Consider the following 24,594-nt stretch of genomic DNA (forward strand, 5'->3'; position numbering starts at 1 on the left):
GCATGGCGACCGCCAACCTTAGTATGCATGTCATCATACATAGCTCGGCCGGCCTCAGCTAACTGCTGGCGGACCCCGTGGCCGGGGCGCTTTGAGCGCGATCATCGCGACACCGGACAGGACCACGAGCGCGATGATGATGCCGAATCCGGTTGCCACCGAGGTCACGCCGAACGGCTTGACGAACTGACCGGCCGAGATGACCGAGACCCCCATGGCGAAGTAGGCCACGAGGTAGACCGCGGAGAACAGCCCGGCCCGGCGCGCACGACGAGTACCAGCTGACCCCCCAAGGGCGAGCGGCTCTGGCCGGTCGTGCACGGGCTCGCCCACTGGGGCGACGAGAATTACATGAAGCCGGCATCCCGCCAGCCCTACGTCCACGGCAGCTGCGGCACGCCGCTCGACGACGGCGGCATGTGCATTCGCGTCGGCGGTGCGTTGAACCCGGACAACGTCCGGCCGTTGCTATGGCGTGTACCCAATCACCCGAATCTTCTGGCTCAACTCGCTCGTCGTCCTGGCCGTCACGGTCGAACGCTTCTCCCGGACCACCCGGGTGGTGCTGCCCCCGCACGACTTCCTCAGCCTGCACCAGTTGATCCAGACCGCGGTTCTCATCCTGGCCTCGCTTGTGCTGGCGATGCTGTTGTTCTGGGAGACCTCCGGACATCTCAAGGCTCTGCCCGGCCGCTCGGCGGTATGGCTCATTGTGCTCTTCACGGCCGGCGCCTATCTCTACGGCGCCGGCGAAGGCCTGCACGAACTGGCGTCCTATCTGCTCGGCACGAGGTGCGACGTCGATCATCCGGTCGGCGACCTGTGCGGCGGCCTGTTCGTCAACGACTTCTACACCGGCAACATCCTGTTCTTCGCCGGCGCGGCACTCGTCACGGCCGTACCGGTCGTCGCCGAACGCCTCAACGCGAACCCCGACCCGCGGCGGCCGGGCCCGCTCCCCCTGATCGTCAACGCGACCGTGTTCGCGTTCACGGTCGTCGCCTACGCCGCCTTCGACACCGTGCTGGTCGGGCTGGTCTTCGCGTTGGGCATGCTGGTGTTCACCGCCGCGATGTGGTTGCCGGTCCGGGCCCGGGCCGCGCGGTATCCGGTCACGACCTACTCGTTCATCACCTACGCGCTCGGCGCCGTGATCTCGCTGGTCATCCGCCTCGTCTGACCGCACGCCGCCCGGCGAGCGAGGGGCGCCCACCTCGCGGTGAGCGCCCCCTTCCAGACGTACGCCCTACTTGTAGGTGATGTCGCTCTTGTTGACCTTGCAGTTGCCGTCGTTCCAGCCCTCGCCGAGGTAGGTCGGTTCGCTGCCCTTGGCGACGCCCTTGTACTCGCCGCAGACCACGGCGCTGGAGCTGTTGCTGATGGTGACGCGGGTGATGATGGCGGTGTCGCCCCAGTTGGTGTTGATGCCGGCGACCATGTCGATATCGCTCAGCAGCACGTTGTCGATCACGACGTGACGCTCGTACGAGCTGGAGCAGTTGCCGCAGGCGCGGTACAGCTTGCCGGCGCCGTCGAGGTAGAAGCCGGAGATGTTGACGGTGCCGTTGCCGTTGTGCTGGAACGTCTTGTCGCTGCCGGACTTCGCGCCGCCGCCGATGACGTAGCTGGTGCCGCCGCTGGTGCTTTTGAAGGTCGCGGCGTCCTCGCCGATGTCGTTCCACCACACGTTCCGGATGGTGCAGGTTCCCTCGCAGTGCACGCCGTCACCGGCGGGCGAGCCGAGGATGACGTTCTGCAGGGTGCCGCCGTTGGCGATGGAGAACATCGGGTCCTGGGACTCGCTCTGCGAACCGTCCCCGATGCAGCAATAGGTTTTCATGCCGCCGTCGAAGGTCCCCGAGACGTTCACCGTGCCGGAGATCGAGACCGAGCCGGTCGAGGTCGGCCACACGCCGGTGGGAGTTCCGGGGTTGCTGGGCGGGCTGGTCGTGGGGCCGGTCGTGGGGCCCGTGGTGGGGCCCGAGCCGCCGCTGGCGTACGTCTCGAACTCGGCGATCCGCGGCGCGCCGGACGCACCGGTGATGTCGAAGGTGAGCTTCTTCAGCGACGTCGAGGCGAAGGTGATGGTGCTCGGGCTGCCGCTCCCGTTGGCCAGGACGGCGCCGTTGTCGGCGTCGAGCAGTCGCCAGGCACTGATCGAGCCGCCGCCCGAGGCCTGCCGGATGACGGCCGAGGACACCGTCGTGGCGCTGCTCCACTTGACCGAGACGTAGCCGGTCGTGCCGGCCGGCGCCCAGTAGGTGCTGGTGCTGCCGTCTTTGACGTTGCCGTAGCTGGTGCCGGCGGCCTTGCTGGAGCCGTCGGCGCCGCCGTTGAGGCTCAGGTTGTCAGCGGCCGAAGCGGAGGACAGCGGCAGCGCCAGGGTGATCGCGGCGGCTGCGACTGCGGTGGCTCCCGCAGCGATCCATCGGGTAGCGACTCGCCGTTTCATCAGTGTCTCACCTCATCGTCAAGAGCGCGCCGTGCGGTGGGCTGACCGCAGGTAAGCGCTTTCCTGGAGAATAGACACCTGTCGATATCAACGCAACCCGTGGCCGGCGGCCACCCGGCGGGTCAGGTGCCGTCGGCGGCCGGCTGGGAGTGGCCGTACGGCGCGCGGGCCCGGTACGGGGCCTCGAGCCGGGCTACTTCGTCGTCGCTGAGGGACAGCTCGGCGGCCGCCAGGGCGTCGTCGAGGTGGTGAGCCTTGGTCACTCCGACGATGGGTGCGCTCACCGCCGGCTTGCCCAGCAGCCAGGCCAGCGCGAGCTGAGCCGGCGGCCGGCCGCGTTCGGCGGCGACCGAGCGCAGCGCGTCCACGACATCGAAGTCGCTGCCGTTCTCCTCCTCCCACAATTTGTCGCCCTTTTCGGCGATGGCTCGAGGCGTACGCCGCAGGCCGCCGCGTTCGCGGGTGCCGGCCAGGAGTCCCCGCGCCAGCGGGCTGTAGGGCAGGATGCCGACGCCGTCGTCGCCGCAGAACGGAATCATTTCCCGCTCCTCTTCGCGGTAGACGAGGTTGTAGCGGGTCTGCATCGACACGAAGCGGGTCCAGCCACCGGCCCGCGCCGTGTACTGGGCCTTCGCGAACTGCCAGGCGTACATCAGGGACGCACCGAGGTAGCGCACCTTGCCCGCGCGGACGACGTCGTGCAGCGCCGCCATGGTCTCCTCGATCGGTGTCTCGGAGTCCCACCGGTGGATCTGGTAGAGGTCGATGTGGTCGGTGCCCAGTCGCCGCAGCGAGGCGTCGACGGCGTCCATGATGTGTTTGCGGGACAACCCGCGGTCGTAGGGACCCGGGCCCATCGGGTAGTAGACCTTGGTCGCGAGGACGTAGTCGCTGCGCCGGCCGAAGAGTTTGCCGAGCAGCCGCCCGGTGACCTCCTCGCTCGCGCCGTCGGAGTACATGTCGGCGGTGTCGAAGAACGTCACCCCGGCAGCGATCGCGCGCCGGACGATCGGCTCGGCCGCGTCCTCGGACAGATACCACGCCTCGGCGCCGGGATCTCCGAAGCCCATCATGCCCAGGCCGATCTGCGACACCTTCAGACCGGACCGGCCTAAACGGACGTACCGCATCGTGTTTCCTCTCGTTCGTGATGACGGGTGGGCTGCTGGTGGACCGCGACCGCGGCGATCACCAGCGCCACGCCGAGCAGGTCGGAGACCGTCGGCAGTTGGGCGAGGACGAGCAGGCCGATGACCGTGGCGCAGGCCGGCAGGATGCTCAGCATCAACGCGAAGGTCGCCCGTCGCAGCCGGGCCATCGCCAGCTGATCGGTCACGTAGGGGATGACCGAGGAGCAGATGCCGACCGCGACCCCGGCCAGCAGCCAGACCGGGTGGGTAAAGGCGGGCGCCGCGTACCCGAGTCCCAGCGGCGTGGTCACGATCGCGGCGATCAGCATGGCCGCACCGAGCTGGTCCACTCCGCTGACGGGAGAGCCGTCGCGCGATCGAGTGTTGGCGATTCGGTGGCCGAGCGTCACGTACAGCATGAACAGGGCGCAATTCGCGAAGGCGTACCCGAAACCGGCCGGCTCGCCGGCCAGGCGGATGCCGGTGAGGGTGACCACGCCGGCCACGGCCAGGCCGAGGGCAAGCGCGTTGCGAAGGCTTCTGACCCCGGCGGCGGCCAGGACGATGACGCCGAGAAACTCGACCGAGCCGACCGTGGCCAGTGGCAGCCGCGCGATCGCCAGATAGAACATCGTGTTCATCGCCGCCAGCACCAGACCCAGCCCGAGCAGGACCCGGCGCTGCCCGGCGGTCAGCCGCGGCCACAGCCGCCACGGCCGGCGCCAGCCCGCGAACACCACGGCCGCGCCGGCGATCCGCAGCCAGGTCACTCCGAACACATCGAGCCGGGCGAACAGCAACACGGCGAACGCGGGGCCGAGGTAGTGGAAGACCGAGCTGACCGCGATGAAGGCCGGGGCGGCCAGCCGGGCCGGCTCGCTCAATTCCTTCATGGGAGTATCTTCCAAAGCGACGAGCGAGCTGAGAAGGACAAGATGAAGGCGGGAGGCTCGACTTGCCTGGAGATTCGAGGTCGAACGGCCCGATTTCCTTCGACGGCCGGGCGAGACTGCTGGATTCGGTCAACCTGCGCCTGTTGTCGGAGTTGCAGGACAACCCGCGCCTGTCGATGTCGGAGCTCGCCCGCCGGGTCGGCATGTCGGCACCCGCGATCACCGAACGGGTGCAGCGGCTCGAAACCGCGGGCGTGATCGTCGGGTACCGGATGGAGATCGACCCGGCGGCGCTGGGCATGCCGGTGGCCGCGCTGGTACGCATCCGGCCCGGCCCCGGCCAGCTGCCCAAGATCGCACAGGCCGCGCAGGAGACCGCACAAGTCGTCGAATGCTATCGAATCACCGGGGAGGACTGCTTCCTCCTCAAGATTCACGCGCCGTCGATCGGCGAACTCGAGGAGCTCCTCGACAAGTTCCTCCTGTTCGGGCAGACGACCACCTCCATCGTGGTCTCCACCCCCGTACCGGCGCGGCCGCTGCCACTCCCCGGCGGGCAGGCGGACACCTAGACGCCGTGCCGCCGCGCGTGCTCAGGAGGCGACCAGAGCCTTGATGCTCACCGCGGCCGCCCCGCGCGCCCACTGTTCGAAGGGCAGCTGGCGGATCGAGAGCGGGCAGTCGGCGGCGGCGCCGAACGCCTGTCGCTGAAAGCCGGCCCGGATGTGCGGCTCGTACAGGTCGTAGGCCTCCACGCCCTCGCCGGAGACGACGATCCGGGCCGGGCCGACCAGGTTGGCGACCGCGGCGATGCCGGAGCCGATCGCGTCGCCGGCGCGGGCGAAGACGGCGCCGACCGGGCCGTCGCCCCCGCGGGCCAGCGCCACCGCGTCCTCGAACGTGAGGCCGGGCCGTCCCGCGGCCTCCCGGGCCTGGCGGACGATGGCGTCGGCACCCGCGATGGCCTCGACACAGCCGCGGCTTCCGCAGTAGCAGGCGGGACCGTTCACATCGATGCCGATGTGGCCGATCTCGCCGGCCACCCCGTGCGAGCCGGACACGAGGCGGCCCCCGATGACCAGGCCGCAGCCGATGCCCGCGCCGACGGTCACGAGGGCGAACGACTCGGCGCCCACGCCCTCGCCGAACCAGTGCTCGGCGGTGGTCAGCGCCTTCACGTCGTTTTCCACGGTGACCGTCAGCCCGGTGATCTTCTCGGCCCGCTCCTGCAGGGGCACGTCGTGCCACCGCAGGAACGGCGAATAGCGCACCAGGCCGGTGGAACGGTCGACATCGCCGGAGATGGCCAGCCCGAGCCGGCGGGTGCCGGCCCGGTAGTCGCCGGGACCGTCCAGCAGCTCGTCGACGAGCTCGCCGAGCTCGGTGAGGACCTGATCGACGTCGGGAACGGCCAGTCGCCGGTGCGCGGCCGTCCGGACCTCGGCGCGAAGGTCGCAGACCACGCCGATGAGCTCGTCTCCGGTGATCTTCACGCCGACGAAGAACTCGCGGTCGGCCCGGATGGCCAGCGGGCTGGCCGGGCGGCCGGCTCCGGGCCCGGTCCGCTCGGTCGCGGCCAGTTCCTCGATGTAGCCCATCTCGATGAGCGGGCGCGCCGCCTTGGTGACGGCGCCGGCGGACAGGTCGAGTCGACGGGCGAGGGCGACCCGGCTGAGCGGACCCTCGGTCAGCACGGTCGTGAACACGGCGGTCACCGCGGGAGCGAAGGCCTCGACGTCGGGAAACACGGCAGAAATCTAGGCTGAATAATTTCCTTCGTCAAGTATTGATTTAGCCGAGAACGCCCACTTACGCTCGGCGCACTCAACGGCCACCCTCCCACGATCATCTCCGAGGATCCATGGCGTCCAGCGTTCTGTTCTACGACCGGCCGGCCGCGCGCTGGTTCGAGGCATTGCCGATCGGCAACGGCCGGCTCGGCGGCATGGTCTTCGGAGGTGTCGGCACCGAGACCGTGCGCCTGTCCGAGTCGACCGCGTGGTCCGGGGCGCCGTCGGACACCGATGTGAGCCCGACCGCGCTCCGCGAACTGCCGGAGATACGACGGCTGCTGTTCGCCGGCCGGGCCGCGGCCGCCCAGCGGCTCGCGGCGGAGCACCTGCCCGGCCGCATGTCCTCGTTCGGCACCAACATGCCCCTCCCCCGCCTGCGGCTCGAGTTCGCCGGCGACGCGGCCCGGAACTATCGGCGCGAGCTCGACCTGGACACCGGCATCGTCCGCGTCGATTTCGATCAAGATCAAAACCATTACGTACGCGAGGTCTTCGCCTCCCACCCGCACGGCGTGATCGCGATGCGCCTCACCGCCGACCGCCCCGGTGCCGTCAGCTTCACGGCCACCCTGGACGACACCGTGCTGCCCGGCGCGACCACGACCACCGAGACCGGCGTCGCCTTCCGGGGCCGCGCCGTCGAGTCCCGGCACAGCGACGGGGAACAGGGAACCGAGGTCGAGATCCGCGCCCGGTTCGAGGTCGAGGGCGGAACGCTGCGACGCGACGGCGACCTGATCGTGGTCACCGGCGCGGACGCGGTCGTCGTGCTGGTGGCCGCCGGCACCGACTGGGCCGGCGAGGACCCGGCCGGGCGCGCGGAGACGCTCGTCGCCGCGGCCGCCGCGGCCGGCTACGAGACGCTGCGTACCGCCCATGTCGAGGACCACCGGCGGCTGATGGGCCGGGTGTCGATCGACCTCGGCGATCCGGTCGCGCTGCCCACCGACGTACGCCGGAAGCGTCTCACCCAGGGTGAGCGGGACGACGACCTGATCGCCCTGTATTTCCAGTACGGCCGCTACCTCACCGTCGCCGGATCCCGGGCGGACTCTCCCCTGCCGCTGGCGTTGCAGGGCGTGTGGAACGACGGGCTCGCCAGCACCTCGGGCTGGACCGACGACTTCCACCTCGACATCAACACCCAGCAGAACTACTGGGCCGCCGAGCCGGCCAATCTCGCCGAGTGCCACGCTCCGCTGATCCGGTTCGTCCGGCGGCTCGCCGAGACCGGGCGCGAGACGGCGCGGCAGATGTACGGCGCCGACGGCTGGGTCGCCCACACGGTCGCCAACGCCTGGGGCTACACCGCGCCCGGTAACGGGATCGGCTGGGGCCTGAACGTCACCGGCGGGGCCTGGATCGCCCTGCAGCTGTGGGAACACTACGAATACCAGCCCGACGAGGACTATCTGCGCGAGCAGGCGTACCCGGTCCTGCGGGACGCGGCGCTGTTCCTCCTCTCCTACCTGGTGCCCGAGCCGGCCGAGGGCCGGCTCGTGGCCGGGCCCTCCGAGTCACCGGAGAACTGGTACCTGGCGCCGGACGGGACGCCGTGCTCGGTCGCGATGGGCAACACCGCCGACCGGGTCTTCGCCGAGGCGATCCTGCGGATCTGCGGCCGGGCCGCCGCGATTCTCGGCGTCGACTCCGAGCTGCGCGAGCGCGTCGCCGCCGCCCGGGAGCGGTTGTCCCCGTTCCGGATCGGACGCCACGGCCAGCTGCAGGAGTGGCTGGGTGACTTCGAGGAGGCGGATCCCGCCCATCGGCACACCGCCCACCTGTGCGCGGTGTTCCCGGAGCGGCAGATCACCCCGCGCGGAACCCCGGAGCTGGCCCGAGCCGCCGTGGTCACGCTCGAACGCCGGCAACAAGCGCCCGGGTGGGAACAGACGGAGTGGGTGGAGGCCAACTTCGCCGCCTTCTACGCCCGCCTGCTCGACGGCGATCAGGCGCTCGTCCATCTCACCCGGCTGATCACCGACGCGAGCGAGGCCAACCTGCTCAGCTACTCGGCCGGTGGCATCGCCGGTGCCCCGCAGAACATCTACTCCTTCGACGGCAACGCCGGCGCCACCGGCGCCGTCTGCGAGATGCTGCTGCAGTCCGACGGCGGGGAGATCGAGCTGCTGCCCGCACTTCCCCGGGCCTGGCGCCGGGGCTCGGTTCGCGGACTGCGCGCCCGCGGCGGCTTCACCGTGGACCTGATGTGGGACGACGGACAGTTGCGGGAGGCCCGGATCCGCTCCGCCGGCGCCACCCGGGGACGCATCCGCTACCGCGGCACCGTCACCGACGTCACCTGGGAACCGGCAGAGGAGTTCACATTCACCGGCTGAAGATCGACGCGTTCGGAGCCGACCCGGCCGGGCGGGCCGATTCGGCGCCCGCGGTCGCCGCCGCGCTCCGGTACGCCCGGACGCTGCACGGTCCCGTCGAGATCGTTTTCTCCCGCGGCACGTATCAGCTGTACCCCGAGCACGCCGAAACCCGCGAGCTGTACGTGTCCAACACCGTCGGCACCGATCAGCGGTACCGGCACAAGCGGATCGGCCTGCTCGTCGAGGACATGCGGGACGTCACCGTCGACGGCGGCGGCGCCCGGCTGGTCTACCACGGGCTGCAGACGGCGTTCGCGGCGATCCGATCGGCGAACGTGACGTTCACGAACTTCTCCTTCGACTACGCCGCGCCCAAGGTCGTCGATGTCACGGTCGCCGAGGCCGGCGTCAGCGGCGGCCAGGCCTGGCGGGTCCTGTCCGTCCCCGCGGGCAGCCCGTACCGGATCGACGGCGGCCACGTCGTCTGGCTCGGCGAGACCAGTCCGGCGAACGGGAAGCCGTACTGGTCCGGGACCGACGGCCTGGAGTACACGCAGATCCACGACCCGGCTGCGGCGCGCACCTGGCGCGCGGACAATCCGCTGTTCACCGGCGTCGCCGCCGTCACCGACCTGGGCGGCCGGCGGATCCGCGTCGACTACACGGGCGCGACGCCCCCGCACGACGCCGGGCTGGTCTACCAGATGCGGCTTACCGACCGGACCGAGCCGGGCGTGTTCCTGTCGGAGTCGGCGAACGTCACGCTGCGCGCGCTCAACGCGTACCACCTGCAGGGGTTCGGGGTCGTCGGGCAGTTCTGCGAGGACATCACGATCGACCGGGTGAACTTCGCGCCCGACCCGGCGTCCGGCCGCACGACCTCGTCGTTCGCCGACCACGTGCAGATGTCGGGCGTCAAGGGCCGGGTCGCCGTCACCGGCTGCCTGTTCGACGGACCGCACGACGACCCGATCAACATCCACGGGACGTACCTCGAGGTCGTCGGCCAACCGGGTCCGGCGGCCCTGACACTGGCCTTCAAGCATCCGGAGACGGCCGGTTTCCTGCCGTTCCACCCCGGCGACGAGGTGGCGTTCGTCGACAAGCGCACGATGCGGCCGCTCCCGGGCGAGCCGGGGATCGTCACCGCGGTCGGCGGCTCCCGGCCGCTGACCACGATGACGGTCACGTTCGACCGGCCGGTGCCGGCCGGCCTCACGGTCGGTGGCACGGTGGCGGAGAACCTCACGTACACGCCGTCGGTCCTCGTCGCCGGCAACGTCTTCCGCAACGTGCCGACCCGCGGGGTTCTCGTGACCACGCCCAAGCCGGTGCTGATCACGGGCAACCGCTTCGACGGCCTGCCGATGGCGAGCGTCTACATCTCGGCCGACGCCTCCGGGTGGTACGAATCCGGAGCGGTCACCGACGTGACGATCCGCGGCAACTCGTTCACCCGGCCCGCCGGCCCGGTCATCTTCGTCGACCCGGCCGTCCAGGTCGTGGATCCCGCGGTCCCCGTGCACCGCGGCATCGTGATCGAGGACAACACCTTCGACATCGGCGACGTCACCGTCCTCGACGCCCGGAGCGTGGGCGGCCTGCGCTTCACCGGCAACGTCGTCAACGGTCCCGACGAGCGGGAGCAGCCGCTGGTCGTGTTCCGCGGCTGCTCCGGCATCGTGGTCGAGTGATCGTCTACTTGGTGGCGGACTTCTTGTACTGGTCGTACGCCTGCTGGTTCAGCTGCAGGTAACGCTTCATGCCGAGGCCGTCGAGGCCTTGCACCCAGCTGTCCCAGTCGGTGTCGATGTTCTTGGTGCCGGTGATGAACGCCAGCTCCCCCTGGTCGACGTAGCTCTGCAGATTGGTCTGCAGCGTCCCCAGCTCGGTGGCCGTGGTCGGGTCGCCCCAGATCTGTCCGGACGGGAAGACTTGCGCCTTGTCGGCGTGCGGCTCGTACTGCTGAGTGGCCTGGAACAGCCGCCGCTCGAGACCGGTCTCGGCGTAGATGTCCATCGGCACGGCCTCGGCGTTGCGGCGGGCCAGCGTGAGGTCGTACTGGCTCAGCGCGTTCCAGCTGATGTTCTTCGCCTGGTCGGCCTGCGGCGTCGGCTTCCACGTCGGCTTCACGCTCGTGTCGAGCGCGACGTCGCCGGCGGCGGGCTTGACCCAGCCGGTTCCCTCGGGCCCGTTGTTGGCGATGGTCGACCCCTCGTCGGTGTAGAAGTAGTCGAGCATCTTGACCGCGGCGATCCGCGCCTCCTTGCTCGACTTGTTGGTCAGCATGAAGGTGTAGCCGACCGTGCTCGCGTTGTCGTACGTGGAGTAGCTCTTGCCCTCGGGACCGGTCAGCGGCGGGACCGCGTCGTACTGCTTGTCCCGGCCGTCCTTGGAGCCGAGCTGGACGAAGATGCCGGGCCAGAGCACGGGCACCGTGCCGAGCTCGACCGCCTTCGGGTTGTTGCCGATGGTCTGCAGCGCCTCGGGGTTCTGGGTGAACGAGCCCGGGTCGATCAGGCCTTCCTTGTAGAGCGAGTTGATGTACTTGAGGCCCTCGCGCCACTCGGGCTTGTCGACCGGGGTGGTCACGGTGTCACCGTTGAGCGCCAGCAGGGACGGCATGCCGTTGTTTCCGCCGTACGGAGCGTAGGCGAACGCGTTCATCAGGTAGCCGATGAGCCGGCTGTCCTGCGTGTCGGTCGACATCGCGATCTCGTCGGCCTTGCCGTTGCCGTTCGGGTCCCGGGTCTTGAACGCCTCCAGGACCTTCCGCAGGTCCTCGGTGGTCTTGGGCATCTGCAGGTTGAGCTTCTTCAACCACGCCGAGTTGATCCAGAGCTTGTTCGGGTACGAGCAGTGGTAGCAGTCGGACCACTGCGGCATGGCGTAGATGTGCCCGTCCGGCGCCGTCGCGATCGCCTTGAGCACCGGGTTGGTGTCCAGCGCGTTCTGCACGTCCGGCGCGTACTGCTTGATCAGGTCGTCCAGCGGTACGGCGACGCCCTGCTTGCCGAGCTTCTGGACGTCGGTCTTGGTGAACGCGTCGACCCACGGGATCAGCAGGAACAGATCGGGGTAGTCGCCGCTGGAGATCGCGAGCTGGCGCTTCTGCTGCGCCGGGGCGCCGTCCATGGTCGTGGTCTGGAACCGGAACGAGATCTTGTATTTGTCGCTGAGCAGCTTGGTGACCGCGTTGGTGTCGAGCTTGGTGTCCTCGTCGGCCGGGGACAGCACCGAGATGACGACCTTGTCGCCGTCCATCTTGGCCTTGGGGGCATCGTCCTTGCCGCTGGAGGAGCAGCCCGCCGCCAGCAACGCGGTTACCGCCGCAGCCGCGACGACCTTGGTCCGGGAGGATGGTGATTTCATGATTGTTCCATTTCGTGAGAACCCTTCAGCCTTTGACCGCGCCCACCATCACGCCCTTGGTGAAATGGCGCGCGACGAATGGGTAGATGCTGAGTACGGGCAGACTGGAAACGACGATGAGGGCGTACTTGAGAACGTTGGCCAGCTGAATCTGATGCATTTGTGTGGCCAGGTCGGTGGCGCCGGTCCGGGTGGTGTTGAGAATGAGGATGTTGCGCAACACGATCTGCAGCGGATACAGATCGGGATCTCGGAGGTACACCAGGGCGTCGAAATAGGTGTTCCACTGGTAAATCGTGTACATCAGGGCGAGGACGGCCAGCAGCGGCTTGGACAGCGGCAGGACCACCGACCGCAGCACCCTCAGTTCGCTCGCCCCGTCGAGCATCGCCGCCTCGTACAGCTCGTCCGGAATCGAGTTGGCGAAGAACGTCCGGGCGATGATCACCTGCCAGACGCCGATCGCGTTCGGGATCAGTAGGGCCCAGCGGGTGTCCAGCATGCCGAGGTCGTGCACGACCATGTAGGTCGGGATCAGGCCGCCCGAGAACAGCATGGTGAAGATGAGCAGCGTCATCAGCATGTTGCGCCCGAAGAAGGTCTTGCGGGACAACGGATACGCGATGGCCACGGTCAGGGTGACGCTGATCGCGGTGCCGGCGACGGCGTAGATCAGCGAGTTGTAGTACCCGGTCAGGACGTCCGAGTTCTTCAGAAGCGACCGGTACGCCTCCAGCGAGAAATCCACCGGCCAGAACGTCACCCGGCCCGAGTTGACGGCGTCCGCGCTGCTGAACGAGCTCGCGACGATGTAGACCAGCGGCAGCAGCACCAGAATCAGCCCGACGCCCAGCATGACCTTGACGACGATCATGAAAATCCGGTCGCCGAACGGTTCGCGGATCTTCACCGCCGCTGGGCGACGACTCCGCAGCCGGGAGACAAAAGTGAGGGTCGTCATCGCCACAATCCGTTCCCGGTGACCCGCTTGGCCACGAAGTTGACCGCCAGCAGCAGGCAGAGATTGACCACCGAGTTGAACAGGCCGACGGCGGTGGCCATGCTGAAGTCGGCGTTGATCAGACCGGTCTTGTAGACGTAGGTCGGGATGATTTCGGACTGCGCGAGATTCAGATTGTTCTGCAGCAGATAGGCCTTCTCGAAGCCGATCGCCATCATGTTTCCGACGCCCAGCACCAGCATGACGACCGCGGTCGGCATGATCCCGGGTAGGTCGACGTTGCGGATGCGCTGCAGCCGGCTGGCCCCGTCGATCTTGGCCGACTCGTGCAGCGCCGGGTCGATGCCGGAGAGCGCGGCGAGGTAGATGACGGCGGCGTACCCGGCGGTCTGCCAGACGTCGGTCCACACGTAGATGTGCCGGAAGTAGCGCGGGTCGCCGAGGAAGTTGATCGGGTCGACCCCGAGCGCACCGAGCCCCTGGTTCACGATGCCGATCCGGGGCGAGAGCAGCAGGATCGTCATCGACACCACCACGACGGTGGAGATGAAGTAGGGCGCGTAGGTCACCATCTGCACGGTCTTCTTGAACCAGCCGTTACGGATCTCGTTCAGCGCCAGCGCCAGCAGCAGCGGCACCGGGAAGCTCGCCAGCAGCAGGTAGAAGGCCAGCAGGATGGTGTTCTTCAGCAGCGTGCCGAAGACCGGGTTGCTGAACAGCGTGTGGAAGTTCTGCAGGCCGACCCACTCGCTGCCCCACGCGCCCAGCACGGGGCTGTAGTCCTTGAAGGCGATGACATTGAAGGTCATCGGGATGTACTTGAAGATGACGAAGTAGGCCAGCGGCACGCTGACCAGCAGGTACAGCTGCCAGTGCATCCGCCACGACCGCTTCGCCTGGATCCACCGGCCGGGCCGGCGCACGACCGCGCCGGCGGCCCGGGCCGGGACGGCGGCCCGTTCGGGCGCGCGCGACAACGTCGCCATCAGGCGGCCCGCCTCGGGCCGGCCGGTCCAGGGAGAGACGGTCCAGGGGTAGGCGGTCCAGGGGTACATGACAGCGACCTCACGGCCATTACCTCCTATATCCTATATGATCGGGCCGAGAAGCCGGCCTCGATCTCCGGAAACATGGGCGAAACCTAAGCTCAATAATTTCCTTCGTCAAGTATTGATTTCCGTGAGCTGCTGGCCTACCTTTCGGCCATGTTCGCCGGGGGCGACACCGCCGCGCTGGCCGACAAACCCACACCCCGCTCCCGGAGGTTCGACGTTGAGGTCAACTCATTCCGCGGCCGTCCTCGGCGCCGCGATGCTCTTACTCCTGGGCGCGAGCGCCTGTCCGGCCCAGGCCGCCACCGGCCCGAAGCCGAGCCCACCGCCCGCCCGCGCCGCCTCGGCCCCGCCGACCGCCTCTACGGCGCCGACCTCCACAGCGTCGACCTCCACAGTGGACGCCCTGACGCCCGACCCGTGGGCCCGGAAGCCCTACATGGGCTGGAGCAGCTACAGCATGCAGGTCTACTCCGGCAACGGTAAGTGGATCACGGCCGACCAGCTCCTCAAGCAGTCCGACGCGATGCACGCCAAGCTGCAGAAGTACGGCTACGACTACATCAACGTCGACGCCGGGTGGAACGACGGCGTCGACGGCAACGGCCGGCCGAAGCCCAGCACCACGCTCTACCCGCAAGGCCTGCAAAAGGTCATCGACCACGTCCACGCCAACGGCCAGAAGTTCGGGGTCTACATGATCCCGGGCATCGCCCCGGCCGTGTACGACGCGAGCCTGCCGATCGCGGGCGCGCCCGGCTGCACCACCCACGACATCGTCAAACAGCCGGCCCAGCCCTCCGACTACTGGCACATCGGTTACCGGATCGATTTCTCGAACCCCTGCTCGCAGAAGTACATCGACTCGATCGCCGACCTCTTCGCCGAGTGGGGCGTCAACTTCGTCAAGTTCGACAGCGTCACACCGGGCTCCGGCGTGAGCGACCGGTCGCTCGATGCCCGCGACGACGTCGCCGCCTGGTCGACGGCGCTCAAGGCCCACCGGATCTGGTTCGAGCTGTCCTGGGCCGTCGACCCCGCGTTCGCCGGCTACTGGCGGTCCCAGGCGAACGGCTGGCGGATCGAATGGGACGTCGAGTGCTACTGCGCCAACGACGCGCTCACCCAATGGGCGAACATCGCCCGGCTCTTCCCGGACACCGCGACCTGGTGGCGCAACGGCGAAAACGGCGGCTGGAACGACCTCGACTCGCTCGACGTCGGCAACGGCAGCATGGACGGCCTCACCCGCGACGAACGGCGTACCGCGACGACGCTCTGGGCGGTCTCGGCCGCGCCCCTCTATCTGGGCAACGACCTGACCAACCTCGACCCGTACGGCCTCAGCCTGGTCACCAACCCGGAGGTGATCGCGGTCGACCAGGCCGGAACCCCGGCCCGCCCGGTCTCCACGTCGGCACAACAGCAGGTCTGGTACGCCCTCAACGCCGACGGCAGCTACACCGTCGCGCTGTTCAACCTCGGCCGGACCGACAAGGACATCACCGCGAACTTCTCCGACCTCGGACTGACCGGCGCCGCGACCGTACGCGACCTCTGGGCCCGCACGGACCTCGGCCGCTTCACCGGCCGGTTCACCGCCGCGGACGTCCCGATCCACGGCGTACGCCTGCTCAGGGTGACGCCGCAGCGCGGCGCGGCCGTCGCCGTCAACGATGACGCCCTGCGCGTCTCCTACCAGGGCGCCTGGACCCGCAACGGCGGGAACGAGGTCGCCGCCACGTCGCAGCCTCTCGCCCTGACCGTCACCGACACCGGCACCACCACCCCGCCGTCGACCGCCGGCCCGGTCCGCACGATCAGCCACGACGACACCGACCAGAGCATCACGTACGTGGGATCGTGGTCGGCCAGCACCGGCCGCGGCCTCGGCGACTACGGCGACGGCGTGCACTACACCGAACGCGACGGCGACGCCTTCGAATACACCTTCCAGGGCACCGGAGTCTCCTACCTCACCGAAATGGACTCCTCCCAGGGCAACGTCGACATCTACCTCGACGGCCGGCTCGTGAAGACCGTCGACACCGGACGAGAGCCGGGGAAACCGCGCCTCGCCCAGCAGACCGTCTTCACGGTGAACGACCTGCCGGACGGGAGCCACACGCTGCGGGCGGTCAAGAAGTCCGGCTCCTACATGCTGCTCGACCGGATCGACGTACTCCAACCGAGCCTGATCGACCCGCCGGCGGCGTCGTTCGACAAGAAGGCGCCATCAGATGTACCGGTGAGGCTCGGACGCGACGGCAGCGAGCTCACCGGCGTCTCCAACGGCGCGACGGCACTCCGGCCGGGCACGGACTACACCCGGTCGGGCTCGACCGTGACCCTGCGCCCGGCCTACCTCAGCGGCCTTCCGGCCGGCACCACCCAGCTGGATTTCGCGTTCCGCGGCGACTACTTGGACGACGTCCACGCCACAACCCGCAACGGTGACGGGGTCTCGTACACGTTCACTGGCACCGGCGTCGACTGGATCACCGCCGGCGCACCGGATCAGGGGCTCGTGAACGTCTACCTCGACGGCAGGCTCGCGCGAACCGTCGACACCCACAGCCCCGTCCGCGCAACGCAACAGACGGCATTCAGCGTCTCCGGTCTGAGGAACGGCCGGCACACCTTCACAGCGGTCAAGGTGTCCGGTGGCGTCATGCGTACCGACGTCATCCGGTACACCACTCGATGATCCGGGCCGGGCGGCGCTGTCAGCTGAGGGTCAGGTCGTCGATGTAGCCGCGGTAGCCTCCGGTCGCATTCGGGTGGTCGTAGCCGATGAGGATGCGGTTGACCTGCTTGTCGGCGTTGTCGGTGGCCAGGTTGACGCTGACCAGGTTCCAGGCGTCGAGGGTCAGGTGCCCGCATTGGAAGGCCGGATGAGCACGATTCCCGTGCTGGTCGAGGGCGCCCGAGTCGCGCAGCGTGCTGCCATCGGTGAAAGCCAGGTCGACCGCGACGCAGGTGCTGTTGTTCGAGCCGGCCGAGACCCAGGCGCTGGTGGCGTTGCTCTGCGGGTAGATCCAGTAGCTCAGGGTCCTGCCGGTGCCGATGGCAAGTGGCGAGCCGCTGAGGTCGTAGGTTTTCAGATAGGCGTGCGTGTTGCCGCCGCCCTGCCCGGACCCTGAATACATCAGCGCGCTGCCGCCGGAATGCGCCGTCTCGCCGCTGCGGACGGCGGCTTCGGGGGCGGAGAGACCGCAGCAGATGCCGGTGACGCCGGATTGGCCGCCTGCGGCGGTGTCGACGGTGTCGGTCCAGCTCGGCGTCGGGTCGCCGGGCTCAAAGCCGGAGCTGAACGCGCTGCTGGACCCCCCGCCGGACGTGCCGGAGAGCGGTTGGGTCAGTGCGCCCTGGATGGTCGCGAGGGAGGTTCCCGCCGGCGCGAGGTCCAGGGTGTCGTTCGCCGCGGTCGAGAGGGTGATCTTCGAACCGGAGACGGTTCCGGTGTCGGTGCCGTTGCGGTACACCTCGACGTTGGCGGGCCAGGGGTTGGTGAAGGTGAAGTTGCCGCCGTTCTGGCTGACCGCCCGGATGTACTGCACCGCGTTGCCGGCTCGGCTGCTGGAGATCAGGAAGTTGCCGTAGGCGAGCAGGTCGCCGAACTTCGCGCTGGTGTTCGCCGGCCAGTCCGCGAACACCTTGATGTCGTTCTGGAACGACTGCATCAGCATCTCGTCGAGGCCGGAGGTGGTGACGTTGAGGTTTTCGATGCCTCCGCCGTTGTGGTGGACGGCCATGTTGGCGAAGCTCTGCGCGGTGGCCTCGTTGTCCAAATTGGACAAGATGGTGCCGGGGTTGTAGCCGACGCGGGCCGCCGCGGCGTAGAAGGTCGCCGGCGCGTTGCCGCCGTGCCAGGCGTTGGTCAGCGCGCCGATGGTGTTACGGGCGGTCTGCAGCTGCGTCGCGTCGCTGTCCAGGCCGATCAGGCTGCCGGGGTAGATCGCCTGGGCGTCGATGTCGTTGCCGTCGTTGATGAAATCCGACCCGGCCTCGGTCTCCCGCAGGATCGTCGCGCCGTTCAGCGTCATCGTCGGCAGGCCGCTGAGGTGCGCGGCGATGTTCTGCCACGTGGCGCGGGTGGTCGTGTCCTGGTTCAGTGCGGTGCTCATGTCGATGAGGCCCTGGAACAGCAGGTGTACCAGCCCGAGTGACATGCCGCTGTTGGTCTGGGGGTAGCTCTGGTCCTCGTGCGGGGCGTCGTTGGTGATGACGTACCGGTTGCGCACCGAGTCGAAGGTCAGGTAGTTCTGCCAGAACAGGCCGGCCTGCTTGAGCCACGGGTAGACGGTGTTCGCGTAGCCGGTGTCGTGGGTGTACTCGTAGCGCATCACCATGTCGCTGGCGAGGTTGGCCGCGTTCGACTTCTGGTTGTGCAGGTTCATGTCGGCGCTGGTTCCCTTGGGCGACAGGCCGACCGGGTAGAGCACGCCGGTGAAGCCGTTCTGGGCGGCCAGCGACTGGCCGGCCGACTGCCAGTCGAGGACCGGCCGGTCGTACGCGGCCATCTGCGTCACGTGGTTGGTGGAAAGCGCGGCGTAGAACGGCGTCTCGTAGTTGTAGTTGGTGTGGAAGTCGCCGTTCCAGTTCATGTTGCCGGTGATCCAGTTGCCCCACAGGCCGGGCGCGGTCTTGCCCGACCGGGACACGCACGCGAGCAGATAGAGCGACCCGTACCAGCTCTTCTCGACCGCATTGTCCGGGATCTCGACGTACGACCGCGACCAGTAGGTCTGCCACCACGAGCGGTGCGCGGTGTTGCGGATGCCGACATCGGCCTGGGCGAGACCGCTGACCAGCGCGTCGGCGCCGGCCTGCCAGGAGGCGCTGTCGATGCTGGAGACGATGCCGGCGACCAGGGTCGAGGTGCCGCCCGGCTGGATGGTCAGCGTGATGCGGTTTCCGGAGATCGACTGGGACTGTCCGATCGTGCGGGCGGCGATCCGGGCATGCGGGTCGCTGCCGGTGCCGGTGTCCGCGGCCACGTCGGCGTCCAGATCGTTTCCGGTGGTCGAGGTGCTCGGCGCACCGCCGGATCCGTTCTGCAGAGCGATGCCGATGCTGAGCGCGGCTCCGCCGGTCAGGGTGAACGAGGTGACCACCAGGCCGGAGTTGGCGTCCACCCAACTGACGGTGTTCAGCGTCTGGGATCCCAGGGCATAGGTGCCACGGACCTCGGCGTGCGCGATGTCCTGCACGACGCGGTAGGACGATCCGGCCAGCGCGGGGGCGATGAGCGCGATCCGGCCGAGTGGCCTGATCGCGTGGCTCGAGCCGGAGAAGAAGTCGTTCTTGCCGAGGTAGAGCGTCTGGTTCGAGATCGATCCGCCGACCGCGACGCCGATGTCACCGTTGCCGAGCAGCGGGGCGTCGGTCGTCTCGCCGTTGGTCAGGGTGGTCGGCGGACTGGTCCAGACGCCGGTGTACTGCTGGACGACGCGCCAGGCCTGGCCGGCCGTGACGGAGTCGGCCCGGGCGGGCGAAGACGCCGCGACGGTCGCGGTCGCACCGGCGACCACGGCGACCGCGATGAGGCTGAGACGTTTTTTGAGCGCCATGGATCTGACCTCTTCTCGAGAGCAGTGGGGATGTCCATGCGGAGGTCGAGATAACGTTATCTCGACACGAGAGTCCGCCCTCTTGAATCGGCTGTCAAGGGCTGACCAGAACCGCCGCCGGCCCGGTGGCCGGCCGCGGTCGCCGGGCGGCTACGAGGCGCTGTAGGCCGGGACGATGATTCCGCGGCCGACCGCGCCGCCGATCAGGTCGCTCACCGCGTCGTCGATCCGGTCCAGCGGATAGTGCGTTCCGACGAGTTGGTCGATGGGCAGGCGCCCGGCCTGGTACAGCGACAGCAACTTCGGTACGTCCACCTGGGGGTTGGACGACCCGTAGAGACTGCCGACCACCCGGCGCTCCCGCTGCACCAGCGCGTTCAACGGCAGGCTCAGCTCCTGACCGGCCGGGCCGAGCCCGATCGCCACCAGCGTGCCGCCCGGTCGCAGTGCGTCGAAGCCCTGCCGCAGGGTGGCCGGTCGCCCGATCGCCTCGACGGCGTAGTCGAATCCGTCGGGGGCGATGTCGGCGAGTTCCGCGGCCACCTCGGCCGACGAGGAGCCGGCGCGCACCACGTGCGTCGCGCCGAGCCGGGTGGCGGCCTCCAGCCGCTCGGTGACCATGTCGACCGCGACGATCGGGTACGCCCCGGCCAGCACCGCCCCCATCACGACGGACAGGCCGACTCCGCCCGCGCCGAAGACCACCAGGCCCTGGCCGGCGCACGGTCCGATCGCGTTGAGCACGGTGCCGACGCCGGTGATGACCGCGCAGCCGGTGATGGCGGCGACGTCGGCGGGCACCCCCGGCGGGATGGGCACCACGGCTCGTTCGGAGACGATCGCGTATTCGGCGAAGCAGGAGACGCCCATCAGGTGGTGCACGGTCGTCCCGTCGGGCCGGCTCAGGCGGGTGGTCCCGTCCTGCAGGCCGCCGGACGCGGCGTGGATGGCGCCGGACTGGCACAGCGCCGGCCGTCCGGTGAGGCAGTACCGGCACCGCCCGCAGCGCGGCCGCCACATCAGGCCGACCATGTCCCCCGGGCGTACGGCGGTGACATCCGACCCGACCGCGACGACCTCGCCCGCGCCCTCGTGCCCCGGCACCACCGGCATCCGGCTGGGCAGGTCGCCGGTGAGGTAGTGGTAGTCGCTGTGGCAGACCCCGGCCGCGTCGATCCGGACCAGCACCTCGTCGCGGGCCGGGTCGGCCAGGTCCAGTTCCTCGATGGCGAGGGCGGCGCCCGGCCGCTCGAGGACCGCGGCCCGGATGCGCCTGGTCATCGGGCTACGGCCGTACGGGAAAGGAGCCAACCGTCTCACCCATCCAGAAAGTTTTCGTAACACTTGCGAAAATGTCGCCGTCGACGGGAGCATACGAGGGCCAATTGTCGAGGGTCAAGAGAGCGCACATGTCACGAAACATTTCCAAGGACCGTGGAGAATTCGCATCCTATCCGTCGCTGCGGGACCGGGTCGTGTTTGTCAGCGGTGGCGCGTCGGGGCTGGGCGAGGAGTTCGTGCGGCAGCTCGCCGGTCAAGGCGCGCGGGTGGCGTTCGTCGACATCGACGAGGACCGCGGCGCGGCCCTGCAGCGGGAGCTCGGCGAGGACACCCTGTTCCGGCCGTGCGACGTCCGGGACATTCCCGCTCTGCGGGCCGCGCTGGCCGCGCGGCCGACCGCTTCGGCCCGGTCCGGGTGCTGGTGAACAACGCCGCCGACGACCGGCGGTACCGGGTCGACGAGTTCGACGTCGCGTTGTGGGACGACCGGATGGCGGTCAACGTCCGGCACCACTTCTTCGCCGCCCAGGCGGTGGCACCCGGCATGCGCGACGCCGGCGGCGGGTCGATCATCAATCTGGGCTCGATCAGCGCGCACATCGACCTGCTCGAACTCCCGGCGTACATCACGGCGAAGGCCGGCATCGAAGGCCTGACCCACACCCTGGCCCGCGAGTTCGGCCCGTGGCAGATCCGCGTCAACTGCATCATCCCCGGCTGGATCATGACCGAGAAGCAGCTGGCCCACTGGGTGACCCCGGAAGCGGAGGCCTCCATCGTGCGCAACCAGTGTCTGCCGGGCAAGCTGTACCCGGAAGATGTGGCCCGGATGATGCTGTGGCTGGCGGCCGATGACTCCCGGTCGTGCACGGCGCAGCAGTGGATTGTGGACGGCGGTTGGATGTGACGACGGCACGGCAGGTGACCGAGGTGGTCACCGAACATGGCGAAGGCCCCTTCTGGGACGCGGCGGCCGGCCGGCTCCTGGTGGTCGACATGCTGGCCGGGGCGGTGGTCGCGGTGGTGCCTGACGGCACCCTTTCCCGGTACGAGGTGGGCGGCGTGGCAGCGGCGATCCGGGCCCGGGAGTCCGGCGGTTACGTGCTGGCCACCGAACGCGGATTCCAGCGCTACACGGCCGACTTCACGCCCGACGGGCCGCCGGTCGCGGCGTTCGACGACCCGGCGGTCCGGATGAACGACGGCGGCTGCGACCCGCAGGGCCGGTTCTACTGCGGCACGATGGCGTACGCGATGACGCCCGGCGCCGGCGTGCTCTACCGGCTCGACCCCGACCTGACCGTGCACCGGGTGCTGACCGGCGTGACCATCTCCAACGGCGTCCAGTGGCCGGCCGACGGCCACCACGTGTGCTACAACGACACGCCGACCGGCCGGGTCGACCGGTACGCCTTCGACCCGGACGCGGGCACCTTCGGCGAGCGCGAGACCCTGGCGACCATCGACCCCGCGCAGGGCCAGCCGGACGGGATGGCCCTGGACGCCGAGGGTGGCGTCTGGGTGGCCCTGTGGGGCGGCGGCGCGATCCACCGGTACTCGAGCGACGGCACCCTGACCGAGCGGATCTCCGTGCCGGCCCGGCAGACCACCGCCTGCACCTTCGGCGACGGCACCACGCTCTTCATCACCACGTCGCGGGACGGCCTGGGCAACGAGGCGGAATCCGGGGCCGGTGCGGTGTTCGCGGTCGATGTCGGGGTCGAGGGAGCCCGCCCGTACGCCTTCGCGGGCTGAGCGTCGCCCGTCCACAGTTCCCCCTCGGCGTGGCCGGCGGATACGTGATGCAGTCGTGGCAACCCTCTCGCACCCGAAAGACACCTCGGCTGCAACCGGGGCCGCGAATTCTTGGCTCCAGGTCCCCCACCTACGCTACGGAGGAACAGAATGCGCTCCCGAATCTTCTCCACCCTCGCCGTACTCGCGGCCGGCGTCGCTCTGACGGCCGGAACGGTCGGCGCCGTCGGTTCGGCCCTCGGCGGCGGGTCGGGCAACTCCTCCACCACGCATCAGGCCGGCAAGATCATGGCCAAGCTCCCGGCCCCTTCGAAGCAGGCCGACCAGAACTGATTCCACCGGCAGCGTGAACGTCGGCAAGCGGCCGGGCCCGGGTCACCGGTGCCCGGCCGCCGCTCGGGGAGGGTGGAGGCAGTGACGACGATCGACGCGCCCGTGGACCGCACGGCCCTGGCCGAGCTGATCGCGGAGCTGGAGAGCCGGTCCGTGTCGCAGTTCCGCACCCTGCACGAACCGGCGGTCATGGCCGAGCTCAGGGCGGTCGAGCTGGGCGACGCCGAGCTCGAGCACCGGGCGATGCTGCTGCAGTGCGGCGTCCTGCTGCGCGAGGGCCGTTCCGCCGAGGGCGGCTACCGGGCACGCCGGGTACTCGACTGGGCGGTGGTGAACGACAGCCCCAACCTCCTCGCCCGCGCCCACCGTGAGATGGCCGTCTTCCATCGCCAGATCGGTGACCTGGCGGACGCGCTCCGGCACGCGGTGCAGTGCGTGGCGAACCTCGCCGACGACGCTCCCCCGGTGCTCCGGGCCCAGCACCTGATCTCGCTGGCGGTGGCCCTGGACGAGAACGGATCCGCCGAGGAGGCGCACCGCCGGTTCGGCGAGGCGCTCGACCTGGCCACCGCGGTCGGCGAGTTCGAGCTCGCGCTCTTCACCCTCAACAACGTCGCCTACATCGCCTACGAGAACGACGACGACGCGGGCGCACGGGCGCTGGTGGCCCGCATGCGCGACACCCTGGCGCACTGCGGCCGCCCCTTCACCGCCAACGAACTGGACACGGTGGCCCGGGTCGAAATGATGTCGCGGCGCTACGCCGTGGTCGAGGAGCTCCTGGGCCCGGTCCTGCACGAGAAGTCGGCGGTGCGGGGCGACCAGGGCGACGCGCTGGCCGAATGCCTGCTGACCCTGGCCGAGGCCCGCCGGCTGGACGGCCGGTACGCCGACTCCGAGGCCGCCCTGGACGCGGCTTTCCAGATGTGCGAGGAACGTGGGCTGGAATCGCTGCGCATGCGGGCCCACGAGGAGAGGGCCGCCTTCTTCGCGGACACCGGAAGGTTCCGCGAGGCGTACGAGGAATACCGCACGTTCCACGCCGTCTTCGCCTCGCTGCGCTCGATCCAGCGCGAAGCCCGCGCCCACGCGCTGCACACGGTGTTCGAGGCGACCGAGGCCCGCAAGGACAACGAGCGCTTCCGTGAGATGGCCTACCGGGACGCGCTGACCGGCCTCCACAACCGCCGGTACCTCAACGAGAAACTGCCGGCGATTCTCGGCTCGGCCCGCCTGGAGCGGCGGCCGGTGTCGCTCGCGATCATCGACCTCGACCACTTCAAGCGCATCAACGACACCCTGTCGCACAGCACCGGCGACGCGGTGCTCAAGCAGGTGAGCGCGCTGCTGGCCGAGGCCGCGACCGACGACGCATCGATCACGGTCCGCCTGGGCGGCGAGGAATTCCTGCTGATCCTGCCGGGGGTCGATGCCGGCGAGGCCCACCAGCGCTGCGAGCGCCTGCGGCGCCGACTGCAGGCGTACGCCTGGAGACCGCTCACCGGCGATCTCACCGTGACCGCCAGCATCGGCGTGACCACGTCGCCGCGAGGCGACGACACCATGCCCGACCTGCTGGCCCGCGCCGACGAATGCCTGTACGCGGCCAAGCGCGGCGGCCGCAACCAGGTCATGGCGAGCGGCTAGCACCGACACCGCCGTGGCCCCAGGTTGTCTG

General features: G+C 69.2%; 18 protein-coding genes and 1 pseudogene. 9 read left to right on the top strand and 10 right to left on the bottom strand.

The genetic code is table 11. The features are described from left to right. Positions 1-54: 54 nt before the first annotated feature. On the bottom strand, positions 55-333 hold the full coding sequence (locus tag AB0M88_RS09315; RefSeq protein ID WP_364097901.1) for a hypothetical protein: 279 nt from the start codon (positions 331-333) through the stop codon (positions 55-57). A 142-nt stretch (positions 334-475) separates the two neighbouring features. On the opposite strand from AB0M88_RS09315, the gene AB0M88_RS09320 reads away from it, so the two are divergent. Continuing rightward, positions 476-1,180 carry a hypothetical protein gene (locus AB0M88_RS09320; protein ID WP_364097904.1) on the top strand — a complete coding sequence of 235 codons (705 nt, stop codon included), beginning with the start codon at positions 476-478 and terminating at the stop codon, positions 1,178-1,180. Between the two features lie 66 nt (positions 1,181-1,246). Here AB0M88_RS09320 and AB0M88_RS09325 read toward each other — a convergent pair whose 3' ends face one another. The 3 genes from AB0M88_RS09325 to AB0M88_RS09335 form a co-directional block, all read right to left on the bottom strand. Beyond that, complete coding sequence (locus AB0M88_RS09325) at positions 1,247-2,452, bottom strand: pectate lyase (RefSeq protein ID WP_364097906.1); 1,206 nt, start codon at positions 2,450-2,452, stop codon at positions 1,247-1,249. Between the two features lie 122 nt (positions 2,453-2,574). After that, entirely contained in the window at positions 2,575-3,582 is a 1,008-nt protein-coding gene (locus AB0M88_RS09330; RefSeq protein WP_364097909.1) for an aldo/keto reductase, read from the bottom strand. After that, positions 3,564-4,475, bottom strand: coding sequence for an EamA family transporter (locus AB0M88_RS09335; RefSeq protein ID WP_364097912.1), 912 nt, complete (start codon positions 4,473-4,475; stop codon positions 3,564-3,566). The genes AB0M88_RS09330 and AB0M88_RS09335 overlap by 19 nt, the downstream gene beginning before the upstream one ends. 116 nt (positions 4,476-4,591) lie before the next feature. Here AB0M88_RS09335 and AB0M88_RS09340 point away from each other — a divergent pair, with 116 nt between their 5' ends. Beyond that, positions 4,592-5,047 carry an Lrp/AsnC family transcriptional regulator gene (locus tag AB0M88_RS09340; RefSeq protein ID WP_364098077.1) on the top strand — a complete coding sequence of 152 codons (456 nt, stop codon included), beginning with the start codon at positions 4,592-4,594 and terminating at the stop codon, positions 5,045-5,047. A gap of 21 nt (positions 5,048-5,068) precedes the next feature. Here AB0M88_RS09340 and AB0M88_RS09345 read toward each other — a convergent pair whose 3' ends face one another. Further along, positions 5,069-6,223, bottom strand: a complete 1,155-nt coding sequence (locus AB0M88_RS09345) for an ROK family transcriptional regulator (RefSeq protein WP_364097915.1) — start codon at positions 6,221-6,223, stop codon at positions 5,069-5,071. Between the two features lie 113 nt (positions 6,224-6,336). Here AB0M88_RS09345 and AB0M88_RS09350 point away from each other — a divergent pair, with 113 nt between their 5' ends. Both AB0M88_RS09350 and AB0M88_RS09355 read left to right on the top strand, forming a co-directional pair. Beyond that, on the top strand, positions 6,337-8,607 hold the full coding sequence (locus AB0M88_RS09350) for a glycoside hydrolase family 95 protein (protein WP_364097918.1): 2,271 nt from the start codon (positions 6,337-6,339) through the stop codon (positions 8,605-8,607). A gap of 164 nt (positions 8,608-8,771) precedes the next feature. After that, the gene (locus AB0M88_RS09355; protein ID WP_364097921.1) at positions 8,772-10,283 is read left to right on the top strand and encodes a right-handed parallel beta-helix repeat-containing protein; all 1,512 of its coding nucleotides are present in this window, start codon (positions 8,772-8,774) and stop codon (positions 10,281-10,283) included. 4 nt (positions 10,284-10,287) lie between these two features. Here the strand turns inward: AB0M88_RS09355 and AB0M88_RS09360 are convergent, their stop codons facing one another. The 3 genes from AB0M88_RS09360 to AB0M88_RS09370 are packed head-to-tail and all read right to left on the bottom strand — an operon-like array spanning position 10,288 to position 13,977. Then, the gene (locus AB0M88_RS09360) at positions 10,288-11,961 is read right to left on the bottom strand and encodes an ABC transporter substrate-binding protein (RefSeq protein WP_364097924.1); all 1,674 of its coding nucleotides are present in this window, start codon (positions 11,959-11,961) and stop codon (positions 10,288-10,290) included. Between the two features lie 25 nt (positions 11,962-11,986). Further along, positions 11,987-12,922, bottom strand: a complete 936-nt coding sequence (locus AB0M88_RS09365; protein WP_364097927.1) for a carbohydrate ABC transporter permease — start codon at positions 12,920-12,922, stop codon at positions 11,987-11,989. Beyond that, positions 12,919-13,977 (bottom strand): ABC transporter permease subunit, encoded by a 1,059-nt coding sequence (locus AB0M88_RS09370; RefSeq protein ID WP_364097929.1) that lies wholly within the window; start codon positions 13,975-13,977, stop codon positions 12,919-12,921. Before AB0M88_RS09370 ends, AB0M88_RS09365 begins: the two co-directional genes overlap by 4 nt. A gap of 217 nt (positions 13,978-14,194) precedes the next feature. Between AB0M88_RS09370 and AB0M88_RS09375 the strand changes: the two genes are divergently transcribed. Beyond that, a complete protein-coding gene (locus AB0M88_RS09375; RefSeq protein WP_364097932.1) occupies positions 14,195-16,681 on the top strand; it encodes a X2-like carbohydrate binding domain-containing protein in 2,487 nt (828 codons plus the stop codon). Between the two features lie 19 nt (positions 16,682-16,700). On the opposite strand, the gene AB0M88_RS09380 is transcribed toward AB0M88_RS09375, so the two are convergent. Further along, positions 16,701-19,547, bottom strand: coding sequence for a hypothetical protein (locus AB0M88_RS09380; RefSeq protein ID WP_364097934.1), 2,847 nt, complete (start codon positions 19,545-19,547; stop codon positions 16,701-16,703). A gap of 150 nt (positions 19,548-19,697) precedes the next feature. After that, entirely contained in the window at positions 19,698-20,828 is a 1,131-nt protein-coding gene (locus AB0M88_RS09385; protein WP_364097937.1) for a Zn-dependent alcohol dehydrogenase, read from the bottom strand. A 128-nt stretch (positions 20,829-20,956) separates the two neighbouring features. Here AB0M88_RS09385 and AB0M88_RS09390 point away from each other — a divergent pair. From AB0M88_RS09390 to AB0M88_RS09405, 4 genes and pseudogenes are all read left to right on the top strand, one after another. After that, positions 20,957-21,735 (top strand): annotated as a pseudogene (locus AB0M88_RS09390) (SDR family oxidoreductase). Then, the gene (locus AB0M88_RS09395; protein ID WP_364097940.1) at positions 21,732-22,583 is read left to right on the top strand and encodes an SMP-30/gluconolactonase/LRE family protein; all 852 of its coding nucleotides are present in this window, start codon (positions 21,732-21,734) and stop codon (positions 22,581-22,583) included. The pseudogene AB0M88_RS09390 and the gene AB0M88_RS09395 overlap by 4 nt, the downstream one beginning before the upstream one ends. A 150-nt stretch (positions 22,584-22,733) precedes the next feature. Beyond that, a complete protein-coding gene (locus AB0M88_RS09400) occupies positions 22,734-22,916 on the top strand; it encodes a hypothetical protein (protein WP_364097943.1) in 183 nt (60 codons plus the stop codon). Positions 22,917-22,997: 81 nt separating this feature from the next. Then, entirely contained in the window at positions 22,998-24,563 is a 1,566-nt protein-coding gene (locus AB0M88_RS09405) for a GGDEF domain-containing protein (protein ID WP_364097946.1), read from the top strand. Positions 24,564-24,594 lie beyond the last annotated feature (31 nt).

It is taken from the genome of Actinoplanes sp. NPDC051411, from assembly GCF_040682075.1.
GTDB lineage: Bacteria > Actinomycetota > Actinomycetes > Mycobacteriales > Micromonosporaceae > Actinoplanes.